This window comes from Kytococcus schroeteri (assembly GCF_042433515.1).
Classification (GTDB): Bacteria; Actinomycetota; Actinomycetes; order Actinomycetales; family Dermatophilaceae; genus Kytococcus; species Kytococcus schroeteri.
Genome location: NZ_JBHLVH010000009.1, coordinates 1 through 18,207 on the forward strand (window position 1 = coordinate 1; position 18,207 = coordinate 18,207).

General features: G+C 72.3%; 19 protein-coding genes. 13 read left to right on the forward strand and 6 right to left on the reverse strand.

Annotated features, from left to right (window positions below):
* Positions 1-280: 280 nt before the first annotated feature.
* The 4 genes from ACFFHC_RS03845 (at position 281) to ACFFHC_RS03860 (ending at position 4,263) form a co-directional block, all read left to right on the forward strand.
* Positions 281-1,471 (forward strand): MFS transporter, encoded by a 1,191-nt coding sequence (locus ACFFHC_RS03845; protein WP_379803235.1) that lies wholly within the window; start codon positions 281-283, stop codon positions 1,469-1,471.
* A gap of 127 nt (positions 1,472-1,598) precedes the next feature.
* The gene (gene fbaA, locus ACFFHC_RS03850) at positions 1,599-2,639 is read left to right on the forward strand and encodes a class II fructose-bisphosphate aldolase (protein ID WP_141494706.1); all 1,041 of its coding nucleotides are present in this window, start codon (positions 1,599-1,601) and stop codon (positions 2,637-2,639) included.
* The gene (locus tag ACFFHC_RS03855; protein WP_141494705.1) at positions 2,639-3,061 is read left to right on the forward strand and encodes a DUF3151 domain-containing protein; all 423 of its coding nucleotides are present in this window, start codon (positions 2,639-2,641) and stop codon (positions 3,059-3,061) included. The genes fbaA and ACFFHC_RS03855 overlap by 1 nt, the downstream gene beginning before the upstream one ends.
* A 128-nt stretch (positions 3,062-3,189) precedes the next feature.
* Positions 3,190-4,263 (forward strand): FUSC family protein, encoded by a 1,074-nt coding sequence (locus ACFFHC_RS03860; protein WP_141494704.1) that lies wholly within the window; start codon positions 3,190-3,192, stop codon positions 4,261-4,263.
* 25 nt (positions 4,264-4,288) lie between these two features.
* Here ACFFHC_RS03860 and ACFFHC_RS03865 read toward each other — a convergent pair whose 3' ends face one another.
* Positions 4,289-4,909, reverse strand: a complete 621-nt coding sequence (locus ACFFHC_RS03865; RefSeq protein ID WP_141494703.1) for a GNAT family N-acetyltransferase — start codon at positions 4,907-4,909, stop codon at positions 4,289-4,291.
* Positions 4,910-5,169: 260 nt separating this feature from the next.
* Between ACFFHC_RS03865 and ACFFHC_RS03870 the strand changes: the two genes are divergently transcribed.
* A complete protein-coding gene (locus ACFFHC_RS03870) occupies positions 5,170-6,507 on the forward strand; it encodes an adenylosuccinate synthase (protein ID WP_070704040.1) in 1,338 nt (445 codons plus the stop codon).
* A gap of 36 nt (positions 6,508-6,543) precedes the next feature.
* Positions 6,544-6,939, forward strand: coding sequence for a hypothetical protein (locus ACFFHC_RS03875; protein WP_141761970.1), 396 nt, complete (start codon positions 6,544-6,546; stop codon positions 6,937-6,939).
* Positions 6,940-6,957: 18 nt separating this feature from the next.
* On the opposite strand, the gene ACFFHC_RS03880 is transcribed toward ACFFHC_RS03875, so the two are convergent.
* Complete coding sequence (locus ACFFHC_RS03880; RefSeq protein WP_070704046.1) at positions 6,958-7,284, reverse strand: ATP-binding domain-containing protein; 327 nt, start codon at positions 7,282-7,284, stop codon at positions 6,958-6,960.
* A gap of 84 nt (positions 7,285-7,368) precedes the next feature.
* Between ACFFHC_RS03880 and ACFFHC_RS03885 the strand changes: the two genes are divergently transcribed.
* The gene (locus ACFFHC_RS03885; RefSeq protein WP_141494701.1) at positions 7,369-8,484 is read left to right on the forward strand and encodes a hypothetical protein; all 1,116 of its coding nucleotides are present in this window, start codon (positions 7,369-7,371) and stop codon (positions 8,482-8,484) included.
* 57 nt (positions 8,485-8,541) lie between these two features.
* Here ACFFHC_RS03885 and ACFFHC_RS03890 read toward each other — a convergent pair whose 3' ends face one another.
* Positions 8,542-10,809 carry a HelD family protein gene (locus tag ACFFHC_RS03890; protein WP_070704050.1) on the reverse strand — a complete coding sequence of 756 codons (2,268 nt, stop codon included), beginning with the start codon at positions 10,807-10,809 and terminating at the stop codon, positions 8,542-8,544.
* A 316-nt stretch (positions 10,810-11,125) separates the two neighbouring features.
* Here ACFFHC_RS03890 and ACFFHC_RS03895 point away from each other — a divergent pair, with 316 nt between their 5' ends.
* The 3 genes from ACFFHC_RS03895 to ACFFHC_RS03905 all read left to right on the forward strand — a co-directional run bounded on the left by ACFFHC_RS03895 (position 11,126) and on the right by ACFFHC_RS03905 (position 13,296).
* Complete coding sequence (locus ACFFHC_RS03895) at positions 11,126-11,782, forward strand: hypothetical protein (protein ID WP_141494700.1); 657 nt, start codon at positions 11,126-11,128, stop codon at positions 11,780-11,782.
* Positions 11,783-11,815: 33 nt separating this feature from the next.
* On the forward strand, positions 11,816-12,445 hold the full coding sequence (locus ACFFHC_RS03900) for a hypothetical protein (protein WP_141494699.1): 630 nt from the start codon (positions 11,816-11,818) through the stop codon (positions 12,443-12,445).
* Between the two features lie 89 nt (positions 12,446-12,534).
* Positions 12,535-13,296: an SIR2 family NAD-dependent protein deacylase gene (locus ACFFHC_RS03905; RefSeq protein WP_070704109.1), complete on the forward strand. Its 762-nt coding sequence runs from the start codon at positions 12,535-12,537 to the stop codon at positions 13,294-13,296.
* Between the two features lie 5 nt (positions 13,297-13,301).
* Here ACFFHC_RS03905 and ACFFHC_RS03910 read toward each other — a convergent pair whose 3' ends face one another.
* Entirely contained in the window at positions 13,302-13,844 is a 543-nt protein-coding gene (locus ACFFHC_RS03910) for an O-acetyl-ADP-ribose deacetylase (protein WP_141494698.1), read from the reverse strand.
* A gap of 214 nt (positions 13,845-14,058) precedes the next feature.
* On the opposite strand from ACFFHC_RS03910, the gene ACFFHC_RS03915 reads away from it, so the two are divergent.
* The 3 genes from ACFFHC_RS03915 to ACFFHC_RS03925 are packed head-to-tail and all read left to right on the forward strand — an operon-like array spanning position 14,059 to position 16,956.
* Complete coding sequence (locus tag ACFFHC_RS03915) at positions 14,059-14,631, forward strand: pyridoxine/pyridoxamine 5'-phosphate oxidase (protein WP_070704060.1); 573 nt, start codon at positions 14,059-14,061, stop codon at positions 14,629-14,631.
* A 58-nt stretch (positions 14,632-14,689) separates the two neighbouring features.
* Positions 14,690-15,985 (forward strand): phosphoribosylamine--glycine ligase, encoded by a 1,296-nt coding sequence (gene purD / locus ACFFHC_RS03920; RefSeq protein WP_070704064.1) that lies wholly within the window; start codon positions 14,690-14,692, stop codon positions 15,983-15,985.
* Entirely contained in the window at positions 15,982-16,956 is a 975-nt protein-coding gene (locus ACFFHC_RS03925; protein ID WP_101850064.1) for a phosphoribosylaminoimidazolesuccinocarboxamide synthase, read from the forward strand. Before purD ends, ACFFHC_RS03925 begins: the two co-directional genes overlap by 4 nt.
* A gap of 27 nt (positions 16,957-16,983) precedes the next feature.
* Here ACFFHC_RS03925 and ACFFHC_RS03930 read toward each other — a convergent pair whose 3' ends face one another.
* Both ACFFHC_RS03930 and ACFFHC_RS03935 read right to left on the reverse strand, forming a co-directional pair.
* Positions 16,984-17,598, reverse strand: a complete 615-nt coding sequence (locus ACFFHC_RS03930; protein WP_070704069.1) for a hypothetical protein — start codon at positions 17,596-17,598, stop codon at positions 16,984-16,986.
* An 8-nt stretch (positions 17,599-17,606) separates the two neighbouring features.
* Positions 17,607-18,149 (reverse strand): zinc metalloprotease, encoded by a 543-nt coding sequence (locus ACFFHC_RS03935; RefSeq protein WP_070704071.1) that lies wholly within the window; start codon positions 18,147-18,149, stop codon positions 17,607-17,609.
* Positions 18,150-18,207: the final 58 nt, after the last annotated feature.

Sequence of the window (18,207 nt, forward strand, 5' to 3'; positions counted from 1 at the left end):
ACTACCGACTCCGCATGCTCCTCATCGGCGGAGGACTCACCCCATGACCCACGCTCAACTCCGAAGAGCCTGTTTTCGGCGTGCGTCCCGAATTCGTTCATGGCGCGTCGTGGGCCCTTGGGCAGAGTGGGCGCGTCTTCCCCGGTGAGGGTCTGATGAAGTCATCCTGTGATTTTGCTACTGGTTCTGCTGGCATCCTGCGCGTGGCTAGGCGCATGGCCGGGGGCTATCCGAACGAGTTGTTCGGTGACCATTTCTCCTTCGCTGGGGAGAGGTGCTGATGGGCCGGGTGTGGTGGTTCGGGTTCGCGCGGGGGCTCTCGATGGTGGGCGATGCCGCGTGGGCTCTGGCCGTGATCTGGCTGATCATGGACGACGGTGGCCCCGGCATCTCCGGAACATACTTGGCCGTCTGTGCGGCGGTCACCTCGTTGCTCATGGTCCCGGCCAGTCGTTTGGTCGGTCGGCTCGGGACGTGGCGGGCCATGGTGTGCAGCGACGCGTTGGGCTTCTTGGTGCTCCTGGCCGCGTGGGTTGGTGTGCTGCAGGGGCTTCCGCGCGTCTGGGTACTGGCCTCCACCGGGGTGGTGCTCGCCCTCCTGGCGGCGGTGTACAGACCCTCCAGCAGCGCGTTCCTGCAGCAGATCGCCCCCGAGGGAAATCTGACCCGTGCCATGGGTGTCCGGCAGCTGAGCAATGCGGCCGGGGGAGTGCTGGGCGCCGCCGCCGGAGGAGTCGTCCTGGCGGCCGGCGGGCTCACCTGGATCGTGGTGTTCAACGCCGTGACCTTCCTGGCGGCCATGGCGATCGTGCTGTGTCTGCCTCGGGTGGTGGCAGAGGAGCCGGAGCAGGAGGCGGGTTCCCCATCGGTGAGGGAGTCTCTCGGGATGGTGCTGCGGCACCCGCTGCGCAAGTGGCTCGTGCTGCGCGGTTTCGCCCTCAACCTGGCGGGCATGGCCCTGCTCTCGGTGGTGCTGGTTGCGCGGGTGCAGGAACGCGGCTGGGGTGCGGGGTACTACGGCCTGGCGGAGGCGACGCTCGCGGTCGCCACCATCGTGATGGGCCTGGTGGTCTCGCGGTGGCGCGGCCCCGAGCACGTGGGTCAGGCGGGTACCTGGGGAAGCCTCGGAGCGGTGCTGTGCGTGGTGGGGGCGTGTCTGGCCATCTCACGACCGGCCACCCTGGTCCTGCTGCTCCTCGCCGGGGTCTTGCTGGTGTTGGGCAGCGTGTACTCCGACTCCCTGCTGTTCGGCTCGGTGGATCAGCGCTCCATGGTCGCCCTGCACGCTGTGGTGATGGCGCTGTCCACCATCGGCATTCCGGTGGGGCAGGCGCTGGCCGGGGCTGCACTGGAGCTGTGGGGCGGGGTGCCGGTCATCACGGCGGCCGGGGTGCTGCTGACGGGGGTGTGCCTTGGGTCGCTGGCGGTTGCGGAGATCCGCACGGCGCAGGCCTCCGAACGGACTGCCTGAGGTGTCACCGGGGCTGGGTGGTCGCGGGTCGGTCTGACAGGATGGCCGGCAGCAGGCAACGGTGCCGGACCCGCCCGCGTGGTGAGCCGCCGCGCCCGTTCAGGACGGACTGGAGAAGGAGAACCACATGCCCATCGCAACCCCTGAGGTCTACCGCGACATGCTCGACCGGGCCAAGGCGGAGAAGTTCGCCTACCCGGCCATCAACGTCAGCTCCTCCCAGACGCTGAACGCCGCCATCCGGGGCTTCGCCGAGGCCGGGTCCGACGGCATCATCCAGGTCTCCACCGGCGGCTCGGAGTACTTCTCCGGACCCACCGTCAAGGACATGGTCACCGGTGCGCGCGCCTTCGCGGCCTTCGCCCGCGAGGTGGCCAAGAACTACGACGTGAACATCGCCCTGCACACCGACCACTGCCCCAAGGACAAGCTGGACGGCTTCGTGCGCCCGCTGCTGGACGCCTCCGAGGAGGAGTACAAGGCGCACGGCACCCCGCTGTTCCAGTCGCACATGTGGGACGGCTCGGCGGTGCCGCTGGAGGAGAACCTGCAGATCGCCCAGGAGCTGCTCGAGCGCTGCAAGGCGCTGGACATCATCCTGGAGGTCGAGATCGGCGTGGTCGGCGGCGAGGAGGACGGCGTCGCCAACGAGATCAACGAGCAGTTGTACACCTCGCCCGAGGACGCCATCGCCACCGTCGAGGCCCTGGGCCTGGGGGAGAAGGGGCGCTACATGGCGGCCCTCACCTTCGGCAACGTGCACGGTGTGTACAAGCCCGGCAACGTGAAGCTGCGCCCGGAGATCCTGAAGCAGGCGCAGGCGGCCGTGGTCGAGAAGTTCGGCCCCAGCCAGCACTCGTCGGTGGCCGAGAAGCCGTTCGACCTCGTCTTCCACGGCGGCTCCGGCTCCACCGAGCAGGAGATCTCCGACGCCGTCGACTTCGGCGTGGTGAAGATGAACGTGGACACCGACACCCAGTACGCGTTCACCCGCCCGGTGGCCGGCTGGATGTTGGAGAACTACTCCGGCGTGCTGAAGATCGACGGCGAGGTGGGCAACAAGAAGCAGTACGACCCGCGCTCCTGGGGCAAGGCCGCCGAGGAGTCGATGGCGGCTCGCGTGGCGCTGGCCTGCGAGAACCTGCGGTCCGCCGGGACGCACCGCTGATGGCGGGCGAGAACCTGCTGGGCATCCCGCCCACCGAGCTGCCCGAGGACCCGGCCGTCGCCGCCCTCGAGCAGGGGCAGGACGCCCGCATGGTGGCCTCCGCCCGCCCCACCAGCTCCGCCGCGTGGGCCGAGCTGGCCGAGGCGGCCCTGGAGGACGGGCTCGTGGTGGAGGCCTACGCCTTCGCCCGCACCGGCTACCACCGTGGCCTCGACGCGCTGCGCCGTGCCGGCTGGCGCGGCCAGGGGCCGGTGCCGTGGGAGCACGCGCCGAACCGGGGCTTCCTGCGCTGCCTGGCGACGCTGAGCAGGGCCGCCGGCGAGATCGGTGAGACCGACGAGGAGCGCCGCTGCGCCGAGCTCCTGGCCGACTCCTCGCCCGCCGCTGCGACCGCGCTGGGCATCGAGCGCCCCGCCGTGTGACCCGCGCCACCTGATCCGCTGCGCCGCAGCCGGTTCGACGGCCGCCCTGCCACCCGCAGGGCGGCCGTCGGGCGTCGGGGTCCTTATCATCCTGGTGTCGCCCGCCCCCTCGATGCCGGAGGTCCCGCATGCCCCACGCCGTCCGCGAGATGCTCGAGGTCGGTCCGGGGGAGCGCGACCTCGTCCCGGCGGTGCGCATCGCGCTGTCGGTGGCCATCCCGCTGGTGGTGCTCGTGGCGATGGGGCGCCAGGACCTCACGATCTACGCCTCGTTCGGGGCCTTCACCTCCCTGTACGCGCGGCACCGCCCCACCCGGGAGCGCCTGCGCGACCAGCTGCGCGCCGGCAGCATGTTCGTCACCTGCATCCTCCTCGGCTCGCTCGTGGCCGTCTCCGGGGCGCCCGGCTGGGTGGCCCTGGCGGCCACGGCGGTGGTGGCCTGCGTGGGGTCCGTGCTGGCGGCGTGGTGGAACCTCCACCCGGCCGGTGCGCTGTTCTTCATGTTCGCCACCGGTGCCGTCTCCTCGATGGGGCCCGAGGGGGTGGCCCCGCCGCTGCTGGCGGTGGTCGTGGCGGCCGCGTCGGCCACCCTCTCCATCGTGCTCGGCGTCCTGTGGCGGTACGTCGGGGAGGGGCCGCGCGACCCCCATGGCCCGTCCGCGCCGCACGAGCGCCTCACGCGGGCCCAGCTGGTGGGCCACGGCGGGCGCTTCCTGGCGGCCTCGGTGCTGTCGGGCATCCTCGGCGCAGCCAGCGGCATGAGCCACGCCTACTGGGCGCAGATCGCCTCGGCGGCCCCCATCGCGGCCCCCACCCACCGGGCCCGCCTGCAGCGTGGGGTGCAGCGCATGATCGGCACGATTGGGGGCGTGGGCATCACGGCGTTCGTGCTCTCCATGCAGCTGCAGACCTGGCACATCGTGGCGTTCGTGGTGCTGTTCCAGTGGTTGGCGGAGATGTTCATCGGCCGCAACTACTCGGTGGCGCTGCTGTTCGTCACCCCGCTGGCGCTGCTCATGATCCAGCTCTCGCACCCCACGGACAGCTCCGACCTGCTGCAGGCCCGGGCGGTGGAGACGGTCATCGGCGCGCTGGTGGGCATGCTCGTGGTGTACCTGTGGCGCACGGCGGCCGAGCGCCGTGCCGACCAGGCGGTGGCCGACCGGATGCGTCGGGCGGAGGCGTCCACGGCCGACGACTGAGCCGCCGGCGCCCTCGGGACGGCCGTCAGCCGGTGGCGCTGCGTACCCGTTCCTCGATACGGGTGCGCGCAGCCGGCCACTCGTCGACGAGCATCGAGAAGCACGCGGTGTCGCGCACCGACCCGTCGGGTCGGCGCTTGTGGTGGCGCAGGACGCCGTCGTGACGGGCACCGAGATTCTGGATGGCGGCCCGGCTCCGGGTGTTGAGCGCGTCGGTGTGCCAGATGACCACCTCGGCGCCCATGCCGGTGAAGGCGTGCTCCAGCATCTGCCGCTTGGAGTCGGCGTTGTGGCCGCGGCCCTGTACGGAGCCGGTCAGCCAGGTGAACCCGACCGCCACGCTGCGCACGGTGGGGTCCGGCGCGTAGTAGGACGTGGTGCCGAGGAAGGCGCCGCTGACCGCATCGAGCTGGGCCAGGGGCAGGCGGGTGCCGGCCTCCTGCGCCGCGAGGGCAGCCCCGATGTCCGCGCGGGCGTCGCCGAGGGTGCGCGGGAACGGCCGGCTGAGCCATGCCCACGCCTCGGGTCCCGTGGCCTGCGCGGCGGCAAACCATCCCTCGGCGTGGTCGGCGGTCAGCGGCTCGAGATGCACCAGCGGGCCGCTGCGGGGCGGGGGAGCGGTCCACCAGGCGGGGTCGGTCGTCATGGACCCATGCTGCCGCAACCCCGACGTCCCACCCGGTGAGGTGACCATTCCGTGTCACCTGGACCGTCGAGGTGACACGGAATGGTCACCTCACCGGGTGGCGAGGGCGCCCCGGACCTCGCCACCCGGCCCTGCCACGCTGCGCGTCGGTAGACTCTCCCGGTACCGGCTCCCGTGCGGCGCCGCCCCAGGCGGTGCCGGCCGGTACGCCGGCGGGAAGCACCGTCGGACGAACACTGCGCGGGGCGAAGGGAGTCGGCATGCCGGCGATCGTGATCGTGGGCGCCCAGTGGGGCGACGAGGGCAAGGGCAAGGCCACCGACCAGCTCGGGGCGCGGGTCGACCAGGTGGTGAAGTTCAACGGCGGCAACAACGCCGGCCACACCGTCGTCATCGACGGCGAGAAGTACGCCCTGCACCTGTTGCCCAGCGGCATCCTGACCCCCGGGGTCACGCCCATCATCGGCAACGGCGTCGTGGTCGACCTGGCCGTCCTCTTCGAGGAGATCGAGGCCCTGGAGGCCCGCGGCGTGGACACCAGCAAGCTGCGCGTCAGTGCCAACGCCCACGTCATCGCGCCGTACAACACCACGCTCGACAAGGTCGGCGAGCGCTTCCTCGGAAAGCGCAAGATCGGCACCACCGGCCGCGGTATCGGCCCCACCTATGCCGACAAGATGAACCGCATCGGCATCCGCGTGCAGGACCTGTTCGACGAGTCGATCCTGCGCCAGAAGGTCGAGGCGGCGCTGGTGCTCAAGAACGAGCTGCTGGTCAAGACCTACAACCGCCGAGCCGTGGAGGTCGAGGAGACCGTCGCCGAGCTGCGGTCCTACGTCGAGCGTCTGCGCCCGATGGTGGTGGACTCCGGCCTGGAGATCACCCGCGCGCTCGATGCCGGGCAGACCGTGCTGTTCGAGGCGGGCCAGGCCACGATGCTGGACGTCGACCACGGCACCTACCCGTTCGTGACCTCGTCCTCCTGCGTGGCCGCCGGTGCCTCCACCGGGTCGGGCATGGCCCCGGGGCGCATGGACCGCGTGGTCGGCATCTTCAAGGCCTACACCACCCGCGTGGGCGAGGGGCCGTTCCCCACCGAGCTGCTCGACGAGACCGGCGAGGCCCTGCGCCGGGCCGGTGGCGAGTTCGGCACCACCACCGGGCGTCCGCGTCGTTGTGGCTGGGCCGACGCCCTCGTGGGCCGCTACGCCACGCGCGTCAACGGGCTGACCGACATGGTCCTCACCAAGCTGGACACCCTCACCGGCTTCGAGACCCTGCGGATCGCCACGGGGTACCGGGTGCCGGTGGCCGAGGCGTCCGGGCTGGGCGACGGGCGCACCGAGGGCGAGTGGGTGTACTTCGACGAGATGCCGATGTCGCAGAGCGACTTCCACCACGCCCAGCCGGTCTACGAGGACCACCCGGGCTGGCAGGAGGACATCTCCGGATGCCGCGAGTTCTCCGACCTGCCGCAGGCCGCGCAGGACTACGTGCTGCGCCTGGAGGAGCTCATCGGCACGCGCATCAGCGTCATCGGCGTGGGCCCGGGGCGCGAGCAGTCCATCGTGCGCCACGAGCTGGCCCCGGAGCGCTGAGCCGCCCCCGGGGGAGGATCGACGGAGGATGCGGTGATGCGACGCAGTGCTCTGGTGTGTGCGTCGGTCGTGGGCCTCGCCGCCTGCGGCCCCCAGCCGACCGAGGACGACGCGGTGCAGACCGCGGCGGCCTTCTTCGAGCGCGTGGACCGTGGGGACGGGGATGCCGCCAGCGGCATCACGCGGGGCGGACCGCAGCCCATCCCGACCACCGACGCGGAGACGACCGACCTCTACCGAGATCTCCTAGGGTTTCCGGACGGCGACTGTGAGTTGGCGGACGACTGGGAGGACAGCGAGGTTGACCGGCCCGAGGACGGCCGGTGGACGGTGCAGGTGCACCTGCGGCTGACGTGCGACGGCGAGTCGAAGGCTCTGACGGTGCCCGTGGTCGAGCGCACGGGGACGGTGGACCTGGACGCAGCGGGGTGACGGGCGCCCGGCACCCCCTCACTGCTCGGTCAGCACCACCATCCGGTGGGCGGCGCGGGTGAAGACCACGTAGAGCACGCGCGCGCCGCCGGGGGACTCCGCCACGATCTCCTCGGGGTCCACCACCACGGTCGCGTCGTACTCCAGGCCCTTGGTGCTCATCGGGTCGATGACGAAGACCCGCGGATTCTCCTCGCCCAGCTCCTGCGTGGCGGCCTCCATGTCGAGCCGGTGCGCCTCGGGTGTGATGACCGCGATGGCGCCCTCGACGGCCTCGAGCAGGCCGGACGCGGCCTCCACGGCGGCCGTGGCCCACGCTCCGGAGTCCGCCCCGCTGGCGGCCACGGCGCGCTCCTCGGCCTCCCGCCGGGAGGAGCCGCGGAACCACAGGAGGATCCCTGTGTCCCGCAGGCCGCCTACCGTGGCCGCATGAGGCGCATGTGGATGGTCCTGACCGCGGCCGGGCTGGCCCTAACCGCCGGGTGTGGGTCAGGTGTGGACGAGGGGCAGGTGGAGGAGTTCGAGTCGTGGGCCCGGGACCAGCCGCAGGTGCAGTCGGTCGACTCGGTGACCTTCGAGGAACCGGACACTCTGTTCGGCGGAACCAACCCCGAGGTCATCACGACGCTGCACTTCTCGCCCGAGACCAGCGACGAGCAGATCCTCTCCGTCGCCGGGGCGATGGCCGGTGTCCTCACCGAGGGAGGGGGCCCCAAGTACCGGGTCGGTGAGCGGGAGGGCGTCACCTTCCGACTGCAGGGCGACGACCTGGTCGACCGGCGGACCCTGGGTCTGGCCTCCGACCTCGAGGCTGCGGCTCCCGACGCGCAGCCGCTCGATCCCGACGTGGACCACGTGGCCATGGTGACGCCGTCGAGCGTCTCGGCGGTGGTGCCGGATGCGGACACGGCCGACCTCGCGCGGTCCATCGCAACCAGCGGTGGTGCCGTCGGCAACGACCTGACGGTCACCATCCAGGGGCAGGGCGGGTCGTCGTTCACCTTTCAGGCGGGGGCCGGCCAGGACACTGCGTCGCTCGCCGCGATCGGCGCGGAGCTCGCAGGGCAGGGCATCGAGGTCCGGACGATGCAGCAGACACCGGACGGCCACCTGTCCATGGAGGTCGGGGAGATGGACCGCTCCCAGGCGGTCGAGCTCGACCGGGCGGTGCGTTCGTGGCCGGCCGGGGCCGTGGTGCAGGGCGAGGTGGCCGCCTCGGCCGTGCCGGGGGCGACCGAACCGGTCAACCTCTCGTTCGACACCCGCCTGCTGCCGGCCGGTCAGATGGAGGGCCTGCTCGACGCCGTCGGCGAGGTCCCCGGCCCGTGGACCGTCCTCAGCGTCGGCATCACCGAGGGGCGCAGCGCCGCCTACCTGGCCATCCCCGGCGATGACCGGGAACCCTCTGCGGAGGACATCGCCCGAGTGAAGGAGGGTGGGCTGGCGCTCACGCGGTACGTGGACAGCTACTTCCTCAACGGCACCCAGGAGGAGGGCGATGCCGTCCCGGGTGAGTGGGTCTCGCCGGGGCCGCAGAACCCCTGAGGCGCCTCGGCGCCCCGGTGCGGCCGCGTCCCGGCCACCATCGGCCTCCCGCAGCCCTCACTGCTCGGTCAGCACAACCATCCGGTGCGCGGCGCGGGTGAAGACCACGTAGAGCACGCGCGCCCCGCCGGGGGACTCCGCCACGATCTCCTCGGGGTCCACCACCACGGTGGCGTCGTACTCCAGGCCCTTGGTGCTCATCGGGTCGATGACCACCACCTGCGGGTGCTCGGCGCGCAGCGGCTCGCACGCGGCCTCGACGTCCACCCGGTGCACCTGCGGCGTGATGACGGCGATCGCGCCGTCGACCGCGCCGGTGAGCTCGCGGGCGGCCTCCACGGCGGCGGTCGCCCACGCCCCGGAGTCCCGCCCACTGGCGGCCACGGCCCGCTCGGTCGGTTCGATGCCGGTCTCCCGCACCGCGTTCGGGATGTCCGCATCGGCCTCGTGGCGGCGGATGTACTCCGCGGCGTAGGCGAAGATCTCCGAGGCGTTGCGGTAGTTGGTGTCCATGTGGAACGAGCGGCGCGGCTTGGCCCCGAAGGCCTCCTCGCGCGCCTCGGCGGCCTCGGCGGCATCGGGCCAGGAGGCCTGCGCGGCGTCGCCGACCACGGTCCACGAGGCGGTGCGGCCGCGGCGGCCCAGCATGCGCCACTGCATGGGGGAGAGGTCCTGCGCCTCGTCCACCAGCAGGTGCGCGTACGCCTCGGGCGGCTCCACGGTGCCGTACAGCAGCCGCTCCCACGCGGTGGTCGGCGTCACCTGGTGGTACTCGGCCTCGGAGCGCCCCTCGCCGCCCTTGAGCGCGGCCACGCCGTACTGGCTGGCGTCCTCCAGCTCCTCCACCTCGTAGAAGCCGCGCTCGGTGTCCACCTCCACCCGGGGCTCACCGATGCGCGCGGCCACCTCGTCCACCAGTGCCGCGTCGGCGACCGACCAGGTGCCGGTGTCCAGGGCCACCTGCATCGATGCCGCCAGCGCGGCCTGCTCGTCGGCGTCCAGCAGGTCGCGGGCCCAGTCGGCCAGGCGCTCGGCGTCGGCGAGCCAGAGCACCACCTCGCGGGGGTCCACGGGGCGCCACCAGGACTCCATGAAGGCGTCCACCTCGCGGGAGTCCTCGAAGCGGTCGAAGAAGCGCTCCCGGTCCTCGCGCAGCACCTCACCGGACATCTGCGAGCGGGCCTGCGTCCACGCCTCCCGGGAGAGCAGTTCGCGTGCCGCCGCGGCGGCGTCGTTGCGTTTGGCTCCCCGCAGCACGGTGTTGCGGATGCGGCGCAGCGCCTTCTCGTCGATGCGCAGGGCGTGGCCGCTGACGAAGGTGCGCAGCTCGGTGGGCGCGTCCGGGGCGGGGGCCTTGGCGGCTCGTGCCAGCACCCGGCGGATGCGCAGGGCGCCCTTCACGGCGGCGGCCTCGGGGGTGTCCAGGCGCACGCCGGTGAGGCCGTCCACCACGTCGCCGGCGGCGCGCAGGGCCACGGAGTCCTCGCCCAGGGTGGGCAGCACGCGCTCGATGTAGGCGGTGTAGGCCGCGCTGGGACCGATGACGAGCACGCCGCCGTGCTCGTAGCGGCGCCGGTCGGTGTAGAGCAGGTAGGCGGCGCGGTGGAGGGCCACCACGGTCTTGCCGGTGCCCGGGCCGCCGGTGATGGTGGTGACGCCGCGGGCCTCGGCGCGGATCGCCTCGTCCTGGTGCTGCTGGATGGTGGCCACGATGTCGCGCATGCGCCCGCCGCGGGAGCGGGTGAGGGCGGCCATGAGCGCGCCGTCGCCCACCACGGGCAGGTCGGCCGGCGGCTCGGCCACCATGAGGTCGTCCTCGATGCCGATGACCTGCTCGGCGCGGCAGCGCAGCACGCGGCGGCGCACCACCTTGTGGGGCTGCACGGGCGTGGCCCGGTAGAAGGCGCTGGCGGCCGGGGCACGCCAGTCCACCACCAGGGGCTCGTAGTCGTCGTCGCGCACACCCAGGCGGCCGATGTAGCGGACCTCCTCGACGGTGGGGGCGTCGCCCTCGGCGGGGCCGGCGTCCGGCATCGAGTGGTCGAGGTCGAGGCGGCCGAAGACCAGGCCCTCGTGCTCCATCTCCAGGGAGGTGCGGCGCTTGTGGCTGCTGAACACCAGGGCGTCGCGCTCGAACAGGCCGGACATCTCCTCGTCGCGGACGTCGCCGGTGCGCATGGTGCGCCCGCGGGCCAGGCCCTCGGCCTCCACCAGGCCGGCGCGCTCGGCGGCCTTGGCCAGCTCGGCGTGCACCCGGTCGACGTGCGCCTGCTCGAGGGCGATCTCGCGCTCGGCGACGGGGTCCTGCTCACGGGGGGTGCTCAACTGCGGTCTCCTGCTCGGTGGTGGCCCTCGGGCAAACGGCCCTCAAGTCTACGGGCGGGCGAGCCGTGCCCGGGTGTGGCGGCCGGGGCTCGGCGCGGGAGCCGGAGAAGTGAGCCAGGCCACGTATTCATTTCACGGCGGAATGATTTGTGGGGCTATTCCTCAGGCGTGAGGGTAAATGTTCGGTAAATGATTAGTGAAATCTCCTGCGGATGGTCATTTCCGCACCTGTGACGCTCCTAGCGTGTGCGGCTCCGGGCAGATCGCACCAGCGCCCGACCCCCGTCCACACCCCGCGAACCCACAGGAGAGAACCATGAGGACCCTGCGCATCGCCGCTGCAGCCGCCGCCCTGGCCACCGGCCTGGCGGGCACCGCCACCACCGCCGCCCAGGCCGACTCGTCCTGGAAGGAGGCCGACGTCTGGCACATCAAGAACGCCGGACCGGTCCGCTCCAACCTGCTCAACGACAAGCCCGTCTGCAACGCCTGGGAGCAGTACCGCACCCACATCACCGAGGTGCGCACCAGCTTCACCCCGGTGGGCGCCATCCAGACCACCAACCTGAGCGACAAGCCCATCCCGCTCACCCAGGATCTGAGCGCCACCCAGTCGTTCACCCTCAAGCTCGACGGTGACTTCTCGCGCTCGTTCACCGTCGGTGGCACCGGCAGCGGCGACAACGGCAGCGGCGAGATCGCCGCCACCTGGACCCAGGCCATCCAGCCCGGCTTCAGCTACACGATGAGCTGGACCACCGGCCAGACCATCGGCCCGGTCGACGTGAAGCCGGGCTACGCCGCCCGCGCCACCTACGGCTTCAACACGGTGAGCTTCAAGGGCACCCAGCAGTACTGCAAGCTCAACGGCACCTGGAGCCAGCCCACCCCGGTCTCGGGTACCGCCCCCACCGCCAAGGACGTCCGCGTGGAGCAGTACGCCGACGGCGAGCTGCCCGAGAGCCGCTACTGAGCCCCACCGACCACACCCCCAGGAGATCTGCGCATGAACACACTGACCCGCCGTTCCGCCCTCGGCGCGATCGTGGCCGCCGCCACCGGGGCCGCCACCGCCGCCCACGCCGAGCCGGAGCACGTGTACGAGACCCGCAACGAGGTCATCGACCTCAAGGCCTCCAACGTCACCGTCACCACCCCCGTGCCCGGCGCCATGAGCACCGGCCAGTTCACGGTGGCCAACGAGTCCCGCTACGCCCTGCCCGAGGGCTACCAGGTGACCCTGCGCTTCCGCGTGGTGGACGCCCCCTCGGTGGCGGGCCGCACCTCCGGCACGCAGTCCTACGTGTCCACCACCGCCACCCCCTCCTCCGGCTCCCTGCGCGTGAAGTTCTCCGGCGCCACCGACGCCAAGGTGGGCACCGACGGCGTCGCCACCGCCACCGTGGCCCACCGCCAGCGCGCCGGCCTGGGCATCTACGGCACCTGGTCGGGCGCCCACATCGTGGCCGACGGTGAGAACGCCCACGCCACCCAGCGCTACCGCGTGGTGCTCGAGTGCCCCTCGCGCACCATGGAGTACACGACCCTGGAGAACCGCGCCGACGGTGCCATGGTGACCGTGAAGCACGTGGTGACCATCAAGGGCGGCACCTTCGAGCTCGACCGCGACCTCTGAGACCAGCCCCCTCCGAGGTGACCCGCGAGGCGGGGCCGGCACGTCGCCGGCCCCGCCTCGTCGTGTCCCCGGTGGTTAGCGTGGGCGGCATGAAGACCCACGATGCCGTGCCGCCCGCCGTCGTCGAGCTGGCCCGGAACGCTGAGCGGGTGGTGGTGCTCACCGGCGCCGGGGCGTCCGCCGAGTCGGGGGTGCCCACCTTCCGGGAGGCGCAGACGGGGCTGTGGGAGCGCTTCGACCCGATGGCGCTGGCCACCGGCGAGGCGTGGGAGGCCGATCCCGCGCGGTCCTGGGCCTGGTACGCCTGGCGGGCGTCGCTGGTGCGCCGCGCGCAGCCGCACGCCGGGCACCACGCCATCACCCGGTGGCAGCAGCGCGAGGGGGTGGACCTGCGGGTGGGCACCCAGAACGTGGACGACCTGCACGAGCGGGCCGGTACCGCGGTGATGGCGCACGTCCACGGCGACCTGTTCGCGCTGCGGTGCGCCGACTGCGGGGTGCCGTCCCGGGCCGACTACCCCCAGGTGCCCGAGCCCGTGGAGCGTCTGGAGCCGCCGGTCTGCACCGAGTGCGGCGGCTGGGTGCGGCCGGGGGTGGTGTGGTTCGGCGAGATGCTGCCCGAGCGGGCGCTCGCCGCCACCGTGGAGGCGGCCGAGCAGGCGGACCTCGTGGTGGTCGTGGGCACCTCGGGGCTGGTGTACCCGGCGGCGGCCGTTCCCGGCATCGCGCGGGAGGCCGGGGTGCCCGTGGTGGAGGTCAACCCGGCTGGGCCGTCGCTGCCCGAGGGGGCCGACCACGTCATCGCGGCCCCGGCCGGCCAGGTGCTGCCGACCCTCGTGGCCGGCCTCTGAGGGGCTCAGCGGTCGGGCTGCTCGGCCTCGAAGGCCGCCAGCAGCTCTGGTGAGAACAGCACGAAGCGCACCAGCCGCACGGAGGCCAGCCCGCCGGCGGCGAACTCCCGGGCGGCCGCCATCGCCTCGCGCGCGGCGTCGGTGGCCGACCACCCGTAGACCCCCGCGCCCACGGCCGGCAGCGCCACGGAGTGGGCGCCCACCTCGTCGGCCACCCGGAGTGAGCCGGCGAACGCCGCCCGCAGCAGCGCGGGATCGGTCTCGCCCGCACCACGGTTGGGGCCCACCGTGTGCACCACCCAGCGGGCCGGCAGGCCCCCGGCCCCGGTGGCCACGGCATCCCCGACGGGCAGCCCGTCGGGGAGCGAGGTGGCGCGCAGCTGGCGGCACTCGGCCAGCAGCGACGGCCCGGCCGCCCGGTGGATGGCGCCGTCCACCCCGCCGCCGCCCAGCAGCCCGGAGTTGGCCGCGTTGACGACGGCGTCCACCGGCTGGGTGGTGATGTCGCCCTGCACGCACTCGATGCGGATGCCGTTCACGTCGCTCATGCCCCCATCGTGGCAAGGCGCCGGGCGAGTGTCGCCCGCGCGGCTCGCCCTCGCGCCGTCCGCCCGCACACCCCGCCCGCGCGCGTGCCCACACGGTGGAGCGGGCTTCCCGCGATGCGGGCACGGCACTCCACCGTCCCTCGACGTCAGGCGGCCACGGCGTGCGCTGTCCTCGGCTGGAGCGACCCGCCCGTGCCCTTCTAGCGTGGAGGGCATGAGCCAGTTGAGCGACCGCCTCCGTGCCCTGCCCGCGTTCCCGGCGGACCTGCCCGTCCTCGACCCGGAGACCGCACCGGCCGACCCCGTCGAGCTCTTCCTCGCCTGGCTGGACGACGCCATCGAGGCCGGGGAGCGCCAGCCGCACGGCATGGCGCTGACCACCCTGGCCCCCGACGGCACGCCCGTGGGCCGCGTGCTGATCCTCAAGGAGGTGGACGCCCGCGGATTCCACTTCTCCACCCACCGCACCAGCCGCAAGGGCCAGCAGCTGGCCGACCACCCCCGGGCCTCGATGCTGTTCTGGTTCAAGGAGGCCGGCCGCACGGTGCGTGTCACCGGCGCCGTGCGTGCTCTGGACGAGTCCGCCTCGCAGCGGGACTGGGAGGGGCGGCCGGGATACGACGGCGCCCCCAACCCGGACTGGCAGCTCTACGCCCTGGTACCCGAGGAGCTCGAGTTCATGCAGGCCCGCGAGGACCGGAACCACACGCGGCTGGAGTACCGCCGGTCCGCCGAGGACGCCGGGCCGGCCTGGGCGCGCGGCCTCGTGACCACGCCCGCCGGTTGAGCCGCGGTGGCCGGCGCCACCCCGGGCCGCCCCGCCCCGCCCCGATAGGGTTCGGCCCGTGAAGATCCTCGTCCTCGGCACCGGCGGACGCGAGCACGGCATCCTCGAGGCCCTCCGCCGCACCCAGCACCCCGACCACCCGCACGAACTGTTCGCCGCCCCCGGCAACCCCGGCATGGCGCAGCTCGCCCAGTGCCGCGCGGTCGATGCCGGCAACCCGGCCGCCGTCGTCGCGCTCGCCGGCGAGCTGGGCGTCGACCTCGTGGTGGTGGGCCCGGAGGCCCCGCTGGTGGCCGGCATCGCCGACGCGCTGCGCGAGGCCGGCGTGCCCACCGTGGGCCCGGACGCCGAGGCGGCCCGTCTGGAGGGCTCCAAGTCCTTCGCCAAGGAGGTCATGACCGCTGCCGGCGTGCCCACCGCCGAGGCCCGCGTCTGCACCGACGAGGACTCCGTGCCTGCTGCCCTGAACGCCTTCGCCACCAACGCGGCCGGTGAGGCCGTGCCGTGGGTGGTCAAGGCCGACGGACTGGCCGGCGGCAAGGGCGTGGTGGTGACCACCGACCGCGAGGAGGCGCAGCGCCACGCCGCGGACTGCATCGCCAAGGAGGGCCACGTGGTCGTGGAGGAGTACCTCGACGGCCCGGAGGCCAGCGTCTTCTGCCTGCTCGACGGCACGAGCGCCATCGCCCTGCCGGCCGCCCAGGACTTCAAGCGCGCCGGCGACGGCGACCTCGGCCCCAACACCGGCGGCATGGGTGCCTACAGCCCGCTCGCGTGGGCGCCGGCCGACCTCGAGGCCGAGGTGGTGCGCACCATCGCCCAGCCGGTGGCCGACGAGATGGCCCGCCGCGGCAACCCGTTCGTGGGCGTGCTCTACGTGGGCTTGGCGCTCACCGCCGCCGGTCCGCGCGTGGTGGAGTTCAACGTCCGCTTCGGTGACCCGGACTCCCAGGCCGTGCTGGCCCGCCTCACCTCCCCGCTGGCCGAGCTGCTGCACGCCACCGCCACCGGCACCCTGTCCGATGCCGCCGGGCCCACCTTCACCGACGACGCCGCCTGCGTGGTGGTGCTGGCCGCCGACGGCTACCCGGCCGCGCCCGTCAAGGGCGGCCAGCTCACCGGCATCGCCGAGGCCGAGGCCCGCGGGGTGACCGTGCTGCACGCCGGTACCCGCACCGAGGACGACCGCCTGCTGGCCGACGGCGGTCGCGTGCTCGACGTGGTGGCCCGCGGTGCCGACCTGGCCCACGCCCGGGAGAACGCCTACGCCGGGCTGTCCCTCATCGACCTGCCCGGTGGGTGGGCCCGCACCGATATCGCCGCCGAGGCCGCGGCCGGAAGGATCACGCTGTGAGCACCCAGACCCCCCGCGAGCTGCCCGGTTACGAGCTGGTGCACGCCGGCAAGGTGCGCGAGCTGTACGCGCCCGGCCCCGACGCCCCGCTGCCCGAGGGGTACGGAGCCGACGAGGTGCTGCTCATGGTGGCCAGCGACCGCATCAGCGCCTACGACTACATCCTGAGCACCCCCATCGCCGACAAGGGCGAGGTGCTCACCCGCATGAGCCTGTGGTGGTTCGACCAGCTGGCCGACCTGGTGCCGCACCACGTGCTGGCCACCGGGGCGCCGTACGTGCCCGACGCCGTGGCCGGCCGCGCGGTGCTGGTGAAGAAGCTGCGCATGCTGCCCGTGGAGTGCGTGGCCCGCGCCCACCTCACCGGCGGCGGCCTGAAGGAGTACGAGGCCACCGGCACCGTCTCCGGCATCCGCCTGCCCGAGGGGCTCGTGGACGGCTCCGAGCTGCCCGACCCGGTCTTCACGCCCTCCACCAAGGCCCCGGCGGGGGAGCACGACGAGCCGATCAGCTTCGAGCAGGTCCGCGAGACCATCGGCCACCCGCTGGCTCGCGCCGCCCGCAACCTCACCGTGGACATCCTGCGCCGCGGGCACGAGGTGGCGGCCGGTCGCGGCATCATCGTGGCCGACACCAAGGTGGAGTTCGGCCTGGAGGGCGTGGACGCCGACACCGACCTGCGCACCGTCACCGAGGACGACCTGGCCTCCGGGCGGGTGCGCATCGTGCTGGCCGACGAGGTGCTCACGCCGGACTCCTCGCGCTTCTGGCCGGCTGACGGGTTCGCGCCGGGCCGCCAGCAGCCGAGCTTCGACAAGCAGTACGTGCGCGACTGGCTGACCTCCGAGGCGTCCGGGTGGGACAAGGCCTCCGACACCCCGCCGCCGGCGCTGCCGGACGAGGTGGTGCAGGGAACGCGCGCCAAGTACGTGGAGGCCTTCGAGCGGCTGACGGGGGAGTCCTTCCGCTGAGAGGCTGGCGTTCCGCAGGCTAGCCCGTCAGCCAGCCTCCTTGATGCTTCGTGCGACGTCCTGGACGTCCTCAGCGTGAGGCCACGGTGAGCCTGGGTCCTCACCCGCAACCATGGGGTTCTCGAGCTGGCCAGAATCTTCGTACCAGAGGCCGTCAGCGAACAACACCTTCGGCGGGTCGTCCACGACGCCTCCCTCGGGGACTGTGAGGGACGTGCCCTCCGGGGACTCACCGGTCCACGGGCTCCAGACGGCAACCACCTCGCCGGTCGGGAGAGCGGCGCGGATGTCCTCGAGGTCGGATCCCTCCGGCTGCATCATCTCGAGATGCACCACCTCCCCTGCTTCGCTGGATCCGTGCAGGGGTTCCACCACCTCCGCGGTCAGAGATGCGAACTCGTACCGGACCTCGCCCAGGATCCTGCGCTGGTGGCCGGGCTGCGCGTATTTGAGGCGCACAACGGCGGCATCGGTGGCCCTCTCCACGACGTCGGCGCTCGTGTTCACCGGCTCGTAGTCCACGTGTGTGCGGCTCTCGGCATTGAGGTCGTGGAGGGAGCGTTCCTCTGACATTCCATTGCAGCCGGTCAGCATCAGGGTGGCAGACAAGAGAACGATTCCGGCGCGTGGGTAGGTAGGCATGATTCTCCTTAGAAGAACCTATTGATGTCGTCTATGTCCGATGCGCTGTAAGAGCGCCAGCGCCAGTGGGTCGAGGGGACTTCTCCTTGGATCATGGCGCTGGTGCTGTCGTGGCGAAAGCTCACGCTGTGTCCCACTTCGTGCACGGTCGTCTTGCGGATGTCGGACCAGTCGTCCTCCCCCTTTATCAGCTCGGCGAAGTCGATATAGACCGAACCCTTGTAGGAGTTTCCGCCTCTGCAGTCGTCGCAGACATAGCGGCCTCTCACTCCAGGGGGAAGGTTGTCGCTGAACCACGTCACATCGTTGTACCCGAAATAGCGGCCGCACCCGTATCCGACATACTCAATGGTCATGTCTGTCGTGTCCCGAAGTCGCCGCATGGCATAGCGCGCCGGCTCTTGCTCGGAGGATGTCATGTTCGCGTAGCAGTATGTGTGCTTACCATCCACCGGTTTCCCCCAGGGCTCCTCAGGGTAGTCGGCGAAGGCCGCGGGGGTCGGGAGAAGCGTCAGTCCCAAGGTCACGGTGGACAGCAACTTTGCGCGCATGGAACCACGTTGACACCCCCCCCGGGGGGCGTCAATACCCCTTCAGGCCGCTCAGCGG